The organism is Pseudomonas cerasi (assembly GCF_900074915.1).
GTDB lineage: Bacteria > Pseudomonadota > Gammaproteobacteria > Pseudomonadales > Pseudomonadaceae > Aquipseudomonas > Aquipseudomonas cerasi.
Window position 1 is genome coordinate 5,695,001 of the sequence record NZ_LT222319.1, and the last position, 15,222, is coordinate 5,710,222.

General features: G+C 59.4%; 16 protein-coding genes and 1 pseudogene (1 of these 17 running past the window's edge). 10 read left to right on the plus strand and 7 right to left on the minus strand.

Features of this window, described 5'->3' with window-relative positions; genetic code table 11:
* Both PCPL58_RS27720 and PCPL58_RS27725 read right to left on the minus strand, forming a co-directional pair.
* A protein-coding gene (locus PCPL58_RS27720) for a CaiB/BaiF CoA transferase family protein (protein ID WP_173926092.1) crosses the window boundary here: on the minus strand, nucleotides 1-961 show its 5' portion. Its footprint begins 263 nt before the window's first position; the window shows 961 of its 1,224 coding nt (coding positions 1-961); the start codon lies at nucleotides 959-961; the stop codon falls past the left edge of the window.
* A 9-nt stretch (nucleotides 962-970) separates the two neighbouring features.
* Entirely contained in the window at nucleotides 971-2,152 is a 1,182-nt protein-coding gene (locus tag PCPL58_RS27725) for an acyl-CoA dehydrogenase (protein ID WP_003368026.1), read from the minus strand.
* Nucleotides 2,153-2,305: 153 nt separating this feature from the next.
* Here PCPL58_RS27725 and PCPL58_RS27730 point away from each other — a divergent pair.
* The 10 genes and pseudogenes from PCPL58_RS27730 (at nucleotide 2,306) to PCPL58_RS27775 (ending at nucleotide 12,089) form a co-directional block, all read left to right on the plus strand.
* Nucleotides 2,306-3,229: pseudogene (locus PCPL58_RS27730) on the plus strand (LysR family transcriptional regulator).
* Nucleotides 3,230-3,634: 405 nt separating this feature from the next.
* Nucleotides 3,635-4,756, plus strand: a complete 1,122-nt coding sequence (locus PCPL58_RS27735; protein WP_003368022.1) for a Re/Si-specific NAD(P)(+) transhydrogenase subunit alpha — start codon at nucleotides 3,635-3,637, stop codon at nucleotides 4,754-4,756.
* Nucleotides 4,757-4,766: 10 nt separating this feature from the next.
* A complete protein-coding gene (locus PCPL58_RS27740; protein ID WP_002555867.1) occupies nucleotides 4,767-5,090 on the plus strand; it encodes an NAD(P) transhydrogenase subunit alpha part 2 in 324 nt (107 codons plus the stop codon).
* Complete coding sequence (locus PCPL58_RS27745) at nucleotides 5,087-6,541, plus strand: NAD(P)(+) transhydrogenase (Re/Si-specific) subunit beta (protein ID WP_003432845.1); 1,455 nt, start codon at nucleotides 5,087-5,089, stop codon at nucleotides 6,539-6,541. Before PCPL58_RS27740 ends, PCPL58_RS27745 begins: the two co-directional genes overlap by 4 nt.
* A 179-nt stretch (nucleotides 6,542-6,720) precedes the next feature.
* Nucleotides 6,721-8,214, plus strand: coding sequence for an acetyl-CoA hydrolase/transferase family protein (locus PCPL58_RS27750; protein WP_065350924.1), 1,494 nt, complete (start codon nucleotides 6,721-6,723; stop codon nucleotides 8,212-8,214).
* A gap of 320 nt (nucleotides 8,215-8,534) precedes the next feature.
* Complete coding sequence (locus PCPL58_RS27755) at nucleotides 8,535-8,750, plus strand: DUF1127 domain-containing protein (RefSeq protein ID WP_002555870.1); 216 nt, start codon at nucleotides 8,535-8,537, stop codon at nucleotides 8,748-8,750.
* A 312-nt stretch (nucleotides 8,751-9,062) separates the two neighbouring features.
* Nucleotides 9,063-9,380: a DUF2388 domain-containing protein gene (locus tag PCPL58_RS27760; protein WP_065350925.1), complete on the plus strand. Its 318-nt coding sequence runs from the start codon at nucleotides 9,063-9,065 to the stop codon at nucleotides 9,378-9,380.
* A gap of 86 nt (nucleotides 9,381-9,466) precedes the next feature.
* Nucleotides 9,467-9,772 carry a DUF2388 domain-containing protein gene (locus tag PCPL58_RS27765; RefSeq protein ID WP_003368014.1) on the plus strand — a complete coding sequence of 102 codons (306 nt, stop codon included), beginning with the start codon at nucleotides 9,467-9,469 and terminating at the stop codon, nucleotides 9,770-9,772.
* A gap of 38 nt (nucleotides 9,773-9,810) precedes the next feature.
* A complete protein-coding gene (locus PCPL58_RS27770; RefSeq protein WP_003368012.1) occupies nucleotides 9,811-10,131 on the plus strand; it encodes a DUF2388 domain-containing protein in 321 nt (106 codons plus the stop codon).
* Nucleotides 10,128-12,089 (plus strand): DUF7844 domain-containing protein, encoded by a 1,962-nt coding sequence (locus tag PCPL58_RS27775; RefSeq protein ID WP_054082245.1) that lies wholly within the window; start codon nucleotides 10,128-10,130, stop codon nucleotides 12,087-12,089. Before PCPL58_RS27770 ends, PCPL58_RS27775 begins: the two co-directional genes overlap by 4 nt.
* Here the strand turns inward: PCPL58_RS27775 and PCPL58_RS27780 are convergent, their stop codons facing one another.
* From PCPL58_RS27780 to PCPL58_RS27800, 5 genes are all read right to left on the minus strand, one after another.
* On the minus strand, nucleotides 12,090-12,467 hold the full coding sequence (locus tag PCPL58_RS27780) for an SCP2 sterol-binding domain-containing protein (RefSeq protein ID WP_065350926.1): 378 nt from the start codon (nucleotides 12,465-12,467) through the stop codon (nucleotides 12,090-12,092). It lies immediately after the preceding gene.
* Nucleotides 12,468-12,633: 166 nt separating this feature from the next.
* Nucleotides 12,634-13,077 carry a hypothetical protein gene (locus PCPL58_RS27785; RefSeq protein WP_003432842.1) on the minus strand — a complete coding sequence of 148 codons (444 nt, stop codon included), beginning with the start codon at nucleotides 13,075-13,077 and terminating at the stop codon, nucleotides 12,634-12,636.
* Between the two features lie 247 nt (nucleotides 13,078-13,324).
* On the minus strand, nucleotides 13,325-13,600 hold the full coding sequence (locus PCPL58_RS27790) for an HU family DNA-binding protein (protein WP_003316110.1): 276 nt from the start codon (nucleotides 13,598-13,600) through the stop codon (nucleotides 13,325-13,327).
* A gap of 192 nt (nucleotides 13,601-13,792) precedes the next feature.
* Nucleotides 13,793-14,941 (minus strand): NAD(P)/FAD-dependent oxidoreductase, encoded by a 1,149-nt coding sequence (locus PCPL58_RS27795; protein ID WP_065350927.1) that lies wholly within the window; start codon nucleotides 14,939-14,941, stop codon nucleotides 13,793-13,795.
* Between the two features lie 63 nt (nucleotides 14,942-15,004).
* Nucleotides 15,005-15,172: a rubredoxin gene (locus tag PCPL58_RS27800; protein WP_002555879.1), complete on the minus strand. Its 168-nt coding sequence runs from the start codon at nucleotides 15,170-15,172 to the stop codon at nucleotides 15,005-15,007.
* Between the last annotated feature and the right edge of the window lie 50 nt (nucleotides 15,173-15,222).

Here is a 15,222-nt window from a genome sequence, read left to right on the forward strand (position 1 = left end):
CGGCTGCCTCCAGCTCACTGACCCACTGGGCAGTGGCCTTGAACACTGTCACCTGGCGAATCAAAGGAATCAGCTCGGCACGATGAGCCACTCGCAGCTTGTTGGTCAGGAAGCGAGGATCTTCCGCCCACTGCGGCTGCCCCGCCACAGCGGCAAACTTCCTGAACTGACTGTCATTGCCGACAGTAAGGATCAGGTCGCCATCGGCAGTGGGAAAATCCTGATAGGGCACGATGTTGGGATGAGCATTTCCCAAACGCTTGGGCGCTATTCCGGTAGTCAGGTAGTTCATGCCCTGGTTGGCCAGACAGGCCACCTGTACATCCAGCAGCGCCATATCAATGTACTGGCCGATATCGCTTTGATCAAGATGGGCCAGAGCGGCGAGAATGGCCGTCGTCGAATACAGACCCGTCAGGATGTCGGTCAATGCGACGCCGACCTTCACCGGCCCCGCACCCTCTTCACCATCGGGCAAGCCGGTAAGACTCATCAAGCCACCCAGCGCCTGAATCATGAAATCGTAACCCGGACGCCGCGCATACGGCCCGCTTTGCCCAAAGCCGGTAATGGAGCAATAGATCAGCCTCGGGTTGACCGCCTTCAGCGACTCGTAATCCAGCCCGTAAGCCGCCAGCCCGTCGACCTTGAAGTTTTCGATCACGATGTCGGACTTCGCCGCCAGCTCGCGCACCAGCCTTTGCCCTTCAGGGCGCGTGAAGTCGATAGTGACTGACTGTTTATTACGATTGGCGGACAGGTAATAGGCCGCCTCGGTAGTGTTCTGCCCCGCAGCATCCTGAAGGAACGGCGGCCCCCATGAGCGAGTGTCATCGCCGCCCCCTGGGCGCTCGACCTTGATCACATCGGCGCCAAGGTCAGCAAGGATCTGTCCGGCCCATGGCCCGGCCAGGACTCTCGACAGGTCGAGCACCCGGATATGCGAAAGCGCGCCCATGATCAGCCCTCCTTAATAGAAAGCCTGAATGCCGGTCTGCGCACGCCCCAGAATCAACGCATGCACGTCGTGCGTGCCTTCGTAGGTATTCACAACCTCCAGGTTGACCAGATGCCTGGCGATGCCGAACTCATCCGAGATGCCATTGCCGCCCAGCATGTCGCGAGCCATGCGCGCGATATCCAGCGACTTGCCGCACGAGTTGCGCTTCATGATCGAGGTGATCTCCACGGCAGCCGTACCTTCGTCCTTCATGCGCCCCAGACGCAGGCAACCCTGCAAGGCCAGAGTGATTTCGGTCTGCATGTCTGCCAGCTTCTTCTGGATCAGCTGATTGGCCGCCAACGGACGGCCGAATTGCTGGCGATCCAGGGTGTACTGCCGCGCGGTGTGCCAGCAGAATTCTGCAGCACCCAGCGCGCCCCAGGAAATGCCATACCGTGCCGAGTTGAGGCAGGTGAACGGCCCCTTCAGACCGCGCACGTCGGGGAAGATGTTCTCTTCGGGCACGAACACGTTATCCATGACGATCTCGCCGGTGATCGATGCGCGCAAACCGACCTTGCCGTGGATGGCCGGAGCGCTCAGGCCTGCCCAGCCTTTTTCGAGAACGAAACCGCGGATATCGCCGGCATCGTCCTTGGCCCACACCACGAACACATCAGCGATCGGGCTGTTGGTGATCCACATCTTGCTGCCGCTCAAGCGGTAACCACCCTCGACGCTCCGGGCGCGGGTGATCATCGCCCCAGGGTCGGACCCATGATCGGGCTCGGTCAGGCCGAAGCAACCGATCCATTCGCCAGAAGCCAGTTTGGGCAGGTACTTCTGTTTCTGGGCCTGCGTACCGAACTCGTTGATCGGCACCATGACCAGCGAGGACTGCACACTCATCATCGAACGGTAGCCCGAATCGATACGTTCGACTTCACGCGCGATCAGCCCATAACACACGTAATTCAGACCGCTGCCACCGAACTCTTCCGGGATGGTCGCCCCCAAGAGCCCCACCTCGCCCATCTCGCGAAAGATGGCCGGGTCGGTTTTCTCGTGACGGAATGCTTCCAGCACGCGCGGGGCCAGCTTGCTCTGGGCGAACTGCTCGGCCGTGTCGCGGACCATGCGCTCTTCTTCGGTGAGCTGTTGATCCAGCAACAAGGGGTCAATCCAGTTAAAGCTTGCCTTACCGCTCATGCCAGTTCCTCGCGTTCAGATGAAATCCTGCAGTGATCCTAGTCCTGGCCCATGCCAGCGACAAACGAGGTTTTATCAAGCATGTGTGCTAATTTCTCACTCCGAGGCACAGAAAGGCGCTCCAAAACAAAAATACCAGTGAGAAGAAAGTACATGAGACGCAAGATACCCAGCACGATTGCACTGGTCAGCTTCGAGGCAGCCGCCCGCCACGAGAGCTTCACCAAGGCCGCTCATGAGCTGTCCCTCACGCAAGGCGCCGTGTGTCGGCAAATCGGCGGGCTGGAAGAGTTTCTCGGCGTCGAGCTGTTCCGGCGTTAGCGCAGGGGCGTAAAGCTCACGGAAGCCGGGCTTTCCTATAGCCGTCGTGTTTCCCAGCAACTGGACGCGGTCGAGCGCGATACACTGTCGGTCATGGGCCAACAAGGCGCCAATGCCATCGAGCTCGCCGTGGTGCCGACCTTCGGCACTCAATGGCTGCTGCCGCGCCTGAAGGACTTCCAGCACAAGCATCCCGACGTCACGGTCCACCTGACCAACCGCACCCGCCCATTCCTGTTTGCCGACACCGACTTCGATGCCGCCATCTATTTTGGCGATGCCGACTGGTCCGGCACCCAGTCGCATCGACTGATGAGCGAAAACTCCATGCCGGTCTGCAGCCCCTCTTTTCTTGAAGGTCGCGACAGTCTGGGAGCACGTGAACTGGCCGAACTGCCGCTGCTGCAACAGACCACCCGGCCCTACGCCTGGCGCCAATGATTCAATGCGCAGGATCTGGATGTCGCACGCGACATGACCGGTCCGCGCTACGAGCTGTTCTCGATGCTGGCGCAGGCGGCCATGCATGACATGGGCATTGCTCTGATTCCCCCCTTCCTCATTCAACGCGAACTGCAGGAAAAGCGTCTGGTGATCGCGAACACTCGGTCGCTGCCCGGCAGCAAGGCCTATCACCTGATGATTCCTGAGCGCAAAGTTGAATCGGCATCGCTGACTGCGTTTCGTGACTGGCTAATCGAACAGGCCAGGACTTACCAGTTGCCCCAGGAAAAATCCGACCAATATCTCAGGTAGCCCATAGCTGTTGGCACCTACAGATATAAACTTATGTCGCCCTTAAGTAACTTCAGATCGCGCACAGAAAACGGGACATAACCCTTTATTTATAGGGTCTATAGGTCGATACGGCGCATTTATCGGATTTTCGGCAGAAAAACTTTTATCACCTGTTTTTCGTAAGGAATATCGCCGCAACCCATACAGACAAAGGGCCCTGTCGAATAAGTGCGACAATAGGTCACAGTGTGACTTGTAGTTCACCTATAGTTTCGTTACAGAATGTATTGAAGCCTGCAAACTTCGCCTGCAAAATGCCCCGCCCCTGCTGCAAAGGGGTGTGCTGATTGGCCAAGCCAGACGCACCAGCCGTAGTGCACTGGCCTACATACGAACGATAAAAAATCGCGCAGGAGATTTGTCGTGCACATTGGCGTTCCTCTCGAAACACAAGCGGGCGAAACCCGGGTAGCTGCTACTCCGGAAACCATCAAAAAACTGATCAGCCAGGGTCACCGGGTTACGGTGCAAAGCGGCGCAGGCCTTCATGCCAGCGTTCCAGACAGCGCTTACGAGGCTGCTGGCGCGGTGATCGGTGACACGCACCAGACCTATGCGGCCGAACTGATTCTCAAGGTCGTCGCACCTGACGAAGAGGCGCTGAGCCTGATCAAAAGCGGCTCGGTGGTCATCGGCATGCTCAACCCCTTCAACAACGAACTGATCGGCAAGATGGCCGCACGTGGCATTACCGCGTTCGCCCTGGAAGCCGCGCCGCGCACATCGCGGGCGCAAAGCCTTGATGTGCTGTCTTCGCAAGCCAACATTGCGGGCTATAAGGCAGTACTGCTCGCCTCGCATCACTACCCGCGCTTCATGCCTATGCTGATGACCGCTGCCGGCACCGTCAAAGCTGCCCGGGTGCTGATCCTCGGCGCAGGCGTTGCCGGCCTGCAGGCCATTGCCACCGCCAAAAGACTTGGCGCCGTGGTAGAAGCTTCGGATGTGCGCCCGGCAGTGAAGGAGCAGATCGAGTCGCTGGGCGCGAAATTCATTGATGTGCCCTACGAGACCGACGAAGAGCGCGAATGCGCCGAAGGCGTTGGCGGCTACGCGCGCCCTATGCCGGCCAGCTGGATGCAACGCCAGGCCGCCGCCGTGCATGAGCGCGCGAAACTGTCGGACATCGTCATCACGACCGCACTCATTCCCGGCCGCAAAGCCCCGGTGCTGCTCGGCGCAGAAACCGTGGCGCAGATGAAGCCCGGCTCGGTGGTGATTGACCTGGCCGCTGCACAAGGCGGCAACTGCCCGCTGACCGTTGCCGATCAAGTGGTTGTCGAGCACGGCGTGACCATCGTCGGCCACACCAACCTGCCCGCTCTGGTCGCCGCCGATGCATCGGCGCTCTACGCCCGCAACCTGCTGGACTTCATGAAGCTGCTGTTCGACAAGGACGGCACATTCTCGATCAACCTCGAAGACGACATCGTCGCCGCATGCCTGATGTGCCGCGACGGACAAGTTGTCCGCAAGAACGGCTGAGGACACACCAATGGAAGAGCTGATTTCCCCCGGCGTCTACAACCTGATCATTTTCGTACTGGCGATTTATGTCGGCTACCACGTGGTCTGGAACGTCACGCCTGCGCTGCACACGCCACTCATGGCGGTCACCAATGCCATCTCTGCCATCGTTATCGTAGGTGCCATGCTAGCCGCCGCGCTCACGGTCACACCGCTGGGCAAGACCATGGGCACGCTGGCGGTCGCACTGGCAGCCGTGAACGTGTTTGGCGGGTTTCTGGTCACTCGGCGGATGCTGGAAATGTTCAGGAAAAAGGCCCCCAAGGCAAAGGATGAGGCGCCCAAGTCATGAGCATGAATCTGGTTACCCTGCTGTACCTGATCGCATCGATCTGCTTCATCCAGGCACTCAAAGGCTTGTCGCACCCGACCACCTCGCGCCGTGGCAACCTGTTCGGCATGCTCGGTATGGGCCTGGCGGTCATCACCACGATCGGCCTGGTCTTCAAGCTCGCGGCACTGTCTACCGCTGAAGGGACCAGCGCGGGGATCGGCTACATCGTAGTCGGCCTGCTGGTGGGCGGAACCGCTGGCTCGATCATGGCCAAGCGAGTCGAGATGACCAAAATGCCGGAGCTGGTGGCATTCATGCACAGCATGATCGGCCTGGCCGCGGTGTTCATCGCTATCGCTGCAGTCGTCGAGCCTCAATCACTGGGCATCGTTCGCAATCTGGGCGATGCGATTCCGGCCGGCAACCGTCTGGAGCTGTTCCTCGGGGCAGCCATCGGTGCGATCACCTTCTCGGGTTCGGTCATCGCTTTCGGCAAACTCTCGGGCAAGTACAAATTTCGCCTCTTTCAAGGCGCACCGGTACAGTTTTCCGGCCAGCACACGCTCAATCTGGTCCTTGGCCTGGCCACGCTGTTCTTCGGCCTGACCTTCATGTTCACCGGCAGCCTCACTGCCTTTGCGATCATGCTGGCGCTGGCCTTCGTCATCGGTGTGTTGCTGATCATCCCGATTGGCGGGGCCGACATGCCGGTAGTGGTCTCGATGCTCAACAGCTATTCAGGCTGGGCAGCCGCCGGTATCGGCTTTTCGCTGAACAACTCGATGCTGATCATCGCGGGCTCGCTGGTGGGCTCCTCGGGCGCGATTCTCTCCTACATCATGTGCAAGGCGATGAACCGCTCGTTCTTCAACGTGATCGGCGGCGGCTTCGGCGGCGCAACGGACTCGGCAGGCCCGGCGGGTGCAAAGGAAGCACGCCCGGTGAAGTCCGGCTCGGCAGACGACGCAACCTTCTTGCTGACCAACGCCGACACGGTGATCATCGTGCCCGGTTACGGCCTGGCAGTGGCTCGCGCCCAGCACGCGCTCAAGGAACTGACCGAGAAGCTCGTCCACCGCGGCGTCACCGTGAAGTACGCCATTCACCCGGTGGCCGGACGCATGCCTGGGCACATGAACGTGCTGCTGGCCGAAGCCGAAGTGCCTTACGACCAAGTGTTCGAGATGGACGACATCAACTCCGAATTCGGTCAGGCCGATGTGGTGCTGGTGCTCGGTGCCAACGACGTGGTCAACCCGGCCGCCAAGAACGATCCGAAATCCCCTATCGCCGGGATGCCCATCCTGGAGGCGTTCAAGGCCAAGACCATCATCGTCAACAAACGCTCGATGGCCAGTGGTTACGCGGGTCTGGATAACGAATTGTTCTACCTGGATAAAACCATGATGGTGTTCGGAGACGCCAAAAAGGTGATCGAGGACATGGTGAAGGCCGTCGAAAACGCCTAGCCTGACCCCGCTCCATTGAAGCCCCGGCTCGCTTGGCGACCGGGGCTTTTTACATTCCGCGTAACAGTGTTTTGCGCTGGAACCCGCTAATTAGAGCGGTCAAATGCGACCTTGGTAGCAGGACGAAGATCGGCCAAGGCTCTAGACTTGTCGTTCGCTTCTATCTACGAGACAGACCCATGTACCGTGACCGTATCCGCCGGCCCTCCCTGATGAGCAAGGTTATGAGCGCAGCCGACGCTGCCGCCTTGATTGAAGACGGCATGACCGTCGGCATGAGTGGCTTCACCCGTGCAGGCGAAGCCAAGGCTGTGCCCCACGCGCTGGCCGAGCGCGCCAAAGTGACGCCGCTGAAAATCAGCCTGATGACCGGCGCCAGTCTGGGCAATGACCTGGACAAGCAGCTGACCGAGTCCGGTGTACTGTCCCGGCGCATGCCCTTTCAGGTCGACAGCACGCTGCGCAAGGCGATCAACAACGGCACGGTGATGTTCATCGATCAGCATTTGTCCGACACCGTCGAGCTGCTGCGCAATCGGCAGATCAAGGCGGTGGACCTGGCCGTGATCGAATGCGTGGCGATCACCGAAGAGGGCCATCTGGTGCTGAGCACCTCCGTGGGCAACTCGGCCAGCTTTGCCATCCTGGCCAAACAGGTCATCGTGGAAATCAACCTGTCACAGCCACTCGAGCTTGAAGGTCTGCACGACATCTATATACCCAGCTACAGACCGACACGCCTGCCGATTCCAGTCCTGGAGGCAGATTCGCGTATCGGCAGCCACGCGGTGAAGATCGATCCGGCAAAAATAGTCGGCATTGTCATCAGCAACCAGTCTGACTCGCCCTCCACGGTAACGCCGCCTGACGCCGACACTCAGGCCATTGCCAATCATCTGGTGGAGTTCTTCAAGAAAGAAGTGCGCGAAGACCGGCTGACCGACAAGCTGATGCCATTGCAGGCCGGGATAGGCAACATTGCCAACGCCGTGATGCACGGCCTGCTGGCGTCTCCCTTCACCGACCTGACGATGTACTCCGAGGTGCTGCAGGACTCGACATTCGACCTGTTCGATGCAGGCAAACTGACCTTTGCCTCGGGCAGCTCCATGACCTTGTCGGCGGCCAAGCACGCTGAGGTCTTTGCCGACTTCAATCGCTACAAATCCAGGCTGGTACTGCGCCCGCAGGAAATCTCCAACCACCCCGAGGTGATCCGTCGCCTGGGTATCATCGGGATCAATACCGCGCTGGAGTTCGACCTGTACGGCAATGTGAACTCCACCCACATCTGCGGGACTCGCATGATGAACGGCATTGGCGGTTCCGGGGACTTCTCGCGCAACGCGCACCTGGCGATCTTCGTCACCAAATCGATCGCCAAAGGTGGCGCGATCTCCAGCGTCGTGCCGATGGTCAGCCATGTCGACCACACCGAACACGATGTCGACATCCTGGTCACCGAGCAGGGCCTGGCGGACCTGCGCGGTCTGGCGCCACGCGAACGTGCGCGAGTGATCATCGATAACTGCGTGCATCCGGATTATCGCGATGCGCTGAACACCTATTTCAGTGCCGCTTGCGCCGTGGGCGGACATACCCCGCACATCCTGCGCGAAGCACTGAGTTGGCACATCAACCTGGAAGAAACCGGGCGCATGCTGCCAGCCTGAACAGGACAGTTGGAAGTGAGCAAGCGCTTTTCCGATTCACTTTCAGCTGGCACCCAAGGGCTTATGGAAAAACTGTACTGCTGTACCGGTCATAAAACTGCCTTGAAAGGTCAAAATCACCACAATCGACCACAAAATGCACTCATAAAGTGCAGACCGGTACAGTTGCCCCATTTATGAACAAAACAGTGTCCAATCACAGTTAACTGAACCCTCACAATACAGGTGAACTGTGTCTATGGAAGCTGGACGCACGCGAGGAAAATGGGCACCAGTCAAGCAACTCACTTATCCCGCCACAAGCGGAAGGAAGTCACACCATGGAACGTACAATCAGTTCCGATCTGTTCAGCGAAAGCACCGTTACCACCGCAAAAGCCTCTCTGCCTCTGCGCGTATTCGCCAACCTGATGCTCTGGCAGCGTCGCCTGTCCAGCCGCCACCAGCTGGCCCGTCTGGATGCACGCCTGCTGGCTGACGCCGGTATCAGCGAATCCCAGCGTTATGAAGAGCTGAGCAAGCCGTTCTGGCGCTAAACATGCGCCCGCTGGTCCTTGACCTCTAGGTCTCCCACCAGCAACCCGAATTGCTTCATACAAAACCCGTCTCAGGCAACCGAGACGGGTTTTGTCGTTTCAGGGGCAGATTCAGAGCGCGCCCGCCAAACCAGTACAGATTTAACAAAATCAAAATACGGCAGGTACAGTCATCAAATATTGCAAACTGTGTAAGCCGAAACCGTCGACCTTCATGACAACTGCAGTATGGGTGGGATAGTCTAGCGCTCTACCTCAGCCCTTCGGCTTCGCAGGCAGTATGTGCCCACTTTTCCACAACGGAACTCGATCATGTCTCTGCTACGTAACCTTGGCGCTGTCTTTCTGTTGACCGCCGCAGCCGGTGCAAACGCCTCCAGCTTCATCGTCACCACCGACGCAGTGGTCGATGCCGTCAATGCATCGACCCGCGCGACCTCCAACGTGTCCTCGTCCCTGAAAGACGACAAGATCATTCTTGCCGCCCGTGACGACGCCGCCAGCTTCGTGGCCAGCTCCGGCGACATCCGCAGCGCCCGCCTTGAAGGCGCCTTGCAGCATATCCGCCAAGTCCTGCCTGAATTGCAAGCCAGCGACAGCCAGCTGGCTCAGGCCATTCTGGCCATCTGACCGCTGCGCCCCGGCTACGTGCCGGGGTAGCTCTGGCCCGCGCATTGCGCTAGCCTTGGAGCCTGTTTTGCCGGTTCGTGAAAGTCATGCGTTTAGTGCACCTTCTGTATATCGCTCCCTTTGCCAGCCTGATGTACGTCAGTCAGGTTCAAGCGTTCGATACGACCACGCAAGGCCTGGTCAAGACCGCCTATGCCACCAGTCAGGTCTCGACAGGACCGTTCGATAACAAACTGATCATGGCTGCCCGTGACGATGCGGCTGCATTCATTGCCAGCGACGGAGAAATGCGTGGCGCCCGGCTTGAGTCAGCGCTGCACGCCCTGCGTCAGGCAGATGCAAAACTTCATGCCAGCGACCTTGAACTGGCGCAGGCAATCCTCGTCCAATAGCCACTTTCCCCTCTTCGCGTAACTGGAGACGTCACTACATGCGTACCCCGCTGATTGCTGCTTCCCTTGGCCTGCTCTTGCTGGCCGATTTTGCCCAGGCCCAGACTGTTGTGGCCACGAGCAACATCATCGTTCGTGCGTTCGGCCGTACCATCGATTTCACTTCCGACACCACCACATCGATCCGCGACTCCAAGGTCGTTCTCCAGGCCAAGGACGATGCTGCCAGCTACGTTGCTACCGGTGGTGATATCCACGGTGCCCAACTGGATGCTGCGTTCGACACGCTGCGTAGCCGCGTGCCGGAAGCGCGTGATGCAAGCGATCAGACCCTGGCTGAAGCAATCCTCGCATTGTGAGGCGGTTTCGCGCCTGGCTGCTTGCTGGCGCGCTGTCGCTGGTTGGTACGCATGCCTTTGCCAGCCTGAAGCTGGAACTGCACACCGACGGCCTCGATGCGCCCCAACAACAAGCCAGCCAGGCGCTGCTCGACGAAGCCCTGCACGCCTTACCGCCCAGCTTCGTCGCAGCACTGGACCGCACCGTCGAGGTGAGCTGGTCCGCTGACATGCCGCAGAACGCCTACGGTCAGGCCGCCGGTCCCTATCAGCTGTACCTCAACAGCCACCTGCTGACGTCCTTGACGGACGGCTCGGCAGCCACCGCCCAGACGGGCCGGCCACACGGTACGGTGCGCCGGGAGTTGCTCGCTACTGTCCTGCACGAGCTGACCCACGTCTACGACCGCGCCCGCCTGTGGTCTCCCAGCGAGCGAGCGGCGATTTTTCGCTGCACATCACGTAGCAGTTCACTGGGCAAGGTCGGTCTGCCTGACGACTGCCGCGGCCAGACCGAGCGACGCTTCACCCTGAGTGACGATCCACGCTTGCTGGACCTGGCGGGCTGGCAGCAATATGTCGGACGTCGTGGCGAACGCGAGGAACATAACGGCCAGGTCGCCCGCAGCCCGGACATCTACGAAACCACCAGCCCGCTGGAGTTCGTGGCGGTGAACATGGAGTACTTCCTCCTCGATCCGGCCTACGCCTGCCGTCGCCCTGCCCTGTATGCCTATTACAAGGAGCGTTTTGGCTGGGCACCTGCAGCCCATAATGAATGCCCGACGTTTTACCCTTACCTGAATGCCGGCAGCGACTTCGGCCGAGAGCCACTGGGCAAGCTGGACCCGGAGCGGGTGTATGCGGTGGATTATCTACTGGCCGAGGCGAACCAGAACTGGGCAAGCCGCTGGGGCCACAGCATGTTGCGCCTGGTGATTTGCAAACCCGGCCGCCCGCGTGGTCCGGATTGCCGACTGGACCTTGATCAGCACCTGGTGCTGTCATACCGGGCGTTTGTTGGCGACGTGCAGTTGTCCAGCTGGGACGGCCTGATGGGCGCCTACCCGTCGCGCCTGTTCGTCCTGCCACTGGCGCAGGTCATCGATGAATACACCAAAACCGAGCTGCGCAGCCTGGCGTCGGTACCAATCAAGCTGTCGCGTCCGGAAATAGAAGGGCTCGTGCAGCACGCCGCCGAGATGCACTGGAGCTACGACGGCAACTACTACTTCCTCTCGAACAACTGCGCCGTTGAAAACCTGAAGCTGTTGCGCGCCGGTACGCACAACCCCAAGCTCGTCGGCCTGGACAGCATCTTGCCCAACGGTTTGCTTGAAGTCCTCGAAGGCCGCGGGCTGGCTGACACCAGCGTACTGGACGATCCCAAGGAAGCGCTGCGTCTGGGCTATCGGTTCGACTCCTACCGGGATCGCTATCAGGCGATGTTCGAAGTGCTGAAGAAGCACCTGCCGATCAAACAGAACAGCGTGGAAGACTGGATGGCGCTACCCGCCAGTGAACGCAGCCAGTGGTTCGCTAAAGCCGATCTGCGTACCAGCGCTGCGATTCTGCTGCTGGAGCAGGCCAGCCTGCGCAGGCAACTGTTGTTGGCCCAGGACGAAGTGAAACAGAGCTATCTGGGTGCACGGGAGTTGAAAGACGGCAAGGTTTCCAACGCCACCAAAACGCTGCAGGAGATCCTCGCCAGCAGCGGGTTCCTCAGTCGGCCTGCCGAGCTGCTGGGCAGCGACGGGTACGGTTTGCCACAGGCAGGAGAATGGCAGCGCCTTGAAGCAGAAAGCAGTCAGCGCCAGAAGCAGCTCAAGCGTCTGACCGGTGATCTCGACAAGGAAGTGAGGGCCCTGCTGGAGCCTGAGCGCGCCAAAGAGATTGCCGCCAACGAAGCCAACCTCAAACAGGTGTCGGAGCACCTGAGGGCGTTGCACAAGGCTGCAGGCGGGCTGCAGCTGCCGTGATCAGGCTGCTTTCTTTTTCGGTTTGAGGTATTTGACCAGGCCCTGGAACCAGATCACCAGGGCCGGGTTGCCCTTGATCTGAATATCCTTGTCCTGAATGCCCTTCATGAACGCCAGCTGCTTGTTCTTAGCCTGGAGAGTATCAAAGCCAAAGGCTGCATCACGAAACACGATGGCAAAGGCCGGCTCTGCAACCGTACCACTTGCACTGCGGACCCGTTGATCATGGACCACGAAGTGACGTGAAATCTTGCCATCTGCAGTCTGCAACTGAAAGGTCAGGTCCTTGCCAGCCAATTGCTGCTGGAACGCCGGATTGTTACGACTGGCGCGGGCCATCAGCAGGCCCACCATCCACAACAGGAAACGAAATTTCATACACGGCCTCTGAACACGCGGGTTCCGACTCGGAATCGGCGTAGCAGTGTAGCGGGTTATCGGCGCAAAACCTGTAGGACAAAAATGGATTTCGAGGGAGATCGGCACAAAACAGCCCTCGAATATGAGGATGCTGCTCCGCGTGGGGAGCAGCATCACACTGACATCAACGAATGCTGTTGATGCTGCCTTTGTTACCCGTGACCTTTACATCGACCTTCTTGAAGATGAAGTAGTCTTTGACGCTGACTTCGTAGCGCGGCGCAACAATCAGGTCGGCACCGGAGGATTTAACCGCCTTGAAGGCAGCTGCCGCTTTGGTCGTCGAGACAGGATCAGGCAACGCCAGACCCAGGCCGCCACCGCCAGCTGCGCCACCGTAGGTCACGCCGTCGGCGAACTGATTATCGCCGCCGAAGCTCAGGAAATTGAACAGCACGTTGGTGGACGACTCGCCGCTGATGGTGCCGCCAACCTTGACGTCAGCCTTCAGGTCGGTTTTGACCGTGCCTTCCAGCGGCGCGCTTGGCTGGCTGACGTTGTAGCTCACACAACCGCTGGTTGTGGCGATCAGAGCCGCAACAGCAGCAAACTTCCATGGCTTTTTCATTCTGGATTTCCCAAGAGTAATTGAAGGGGTGCAGCAGGGGCGGCACTCTAAGGGAATCAGCAACAAGAAAAAGTCAGGCAAAGCTGGGGCTTTGGAAGGCAATTACACGCAATGGAGTAGGACAATTCTCACAGGGAGCGAGAGGCATCATCGGCGTCATACGGCAGAAACAAGAAACGGGCACCCAATCCGATTGGTGTGCCCGCCTGTGGGTCTTGCGCCTCCCGCCGAGGCGCACACCGGGGTATCAAGGGTTGACGCTGTCTTTCAGGGCTTTCCCCGGCTTGAAGGCAACCGTGTTGCTTGCCTTGATTTTGACCGGCTCCCCGGTCTGAGGGTTCTTGCCAGTGCGGGCGCCACGGTGGCGTTGCAGAAAAGTACCGAAACCTACCAGCGTGACACTGTCCTTGCGGTTCAGTGCGCCAGTAATCTCTTCAAGGATGGCATTGAGAACGCGATTGGATTGCTCTTTGGTGAGATCCGCCTTTTCAGCGATGGCGGCTGCAACTTCTGGTTTACGCATATGAAGCCTCTTTTACGGTTTTTTGTTTTTATGTCCCGCGCCGCTTTTGTAAAACAACGGCCACAAGGCGCCGCGACAGCTCTACGTAGCGGCAGACACGACCGAGGATGGCATGCCGAACTGACCCGCGCCAGTGCATGAGCGCGGTTTATTGGCAGAAATACGGGGTCAATCCGACAAAATGACGAGAAATCACGCCAATAACGCGGGCAGCACCTTGTTGAGTGCGAGTTTTTCCATAACCGCAGCGCCTGTCAGGGCATAGCCCAGCAGATGGCCGTCGGCGTCGTGACACAGCGCCTTGATATCAGCGCCCTGCCCTTCGACGCTCCAGTGGCCATCGCTGCCACGCGGCGGCGGCGAAACCACCAGCGGGCAGGCTGGCGTCTTCACGGTGATCGGCATGGGCCCGTATTTGACTGAGGTCGGGTTTCCGGCCAGCGTCTGGGCCAAGGCACGAGCGCAGCTCATCAACGGCATCACGTAGAGCAGGTTGAGACCATCGACTTCAGCGCAATCACCCAGCGCATGGATATTGGCGTGGGAGGTTTGCAGCAGGCGGTCGACCAGAATGCCGCGCCCAGTCTGCAGGCCGGCAGCAGCGGCCAGCTCGATGCGAGGACGCAGGCCGATGGCTGAGACCACCAGATCGCAGTCAATCACCTGCCCGTCCGACAAGTGCGCTTGCAGGCCCCCACCATTGCGATTCAGACGGGTCAGCACCGGCCCCAGATGGAAACGTGCACCCAGGCTTTCAAGGCCGGTTTTCACCGCAGCCGCCGCTTCAGGGGGCAACAGGGTCGGCATGACCTGTTCGCACGGCGCCACCAGATCCACTTCATAGCCGCCCAGGATCAGGTCGTTGGCGAATTCACAGCCAATGAGCCCTGCGCCGAGAATCAGCACCCGACGCTTGCCCGACGCAGCCGCACGGAAACGGGCGTAATCCTGAAGATCGTTGATCGGGAAAATCGCGTCGCCTGCATCGCCTTCCACCGGTACACGAATGGCTTCGGCGCCCCAGGCCAGCACCAGATCGCGGTAATACACCGCCTCTTCGCCGATCCACAGGCGTTTGTGCCCGGCATCGATCCCGCTGATGCGCGTGTGCGTGCGGATCTCGGCCTTGAGCTGATCGGCCATGGCGCCGGCTTCAGCCATGCTCAGGCCGTCGGCTTCCTTGTTTTTGCCAAAGCCGGTAGAGAGCATCGGCTTGGAGTAGGAACGGCCATCATCGGCCGTGATCAATAGCAGCGGCGTGTCTGCGTCCAGCTTGCGAAACTCCCGAGCAAGGTTATACCCCGCAAGGCCGGTGCCGATGATGACGACAGGTGCGCTCATTGTTCTTCCCTATTTCACTGTGCCTGGTGCTCGTTGTTGCCAGCCCTTGTCTGCAGGCAGCAATCAACCGATTTCGATCATTTCAAAGTCCATCTTGCCCACGCCGCAATCCGGGCACAGCCAGTCTTCCGGCACATCCTGCCAGAGGGTGCCGGGCGCAATTCCGTCATCCGGCCAGCCATCGGCTTCGTTATAGATCAGGCCACAGACGATGCATTGCCATTTCTTCATGTCAGGTTCTCTCGTTTATCAGGCTCAATAGCGTACGACGGTCGGTTGCC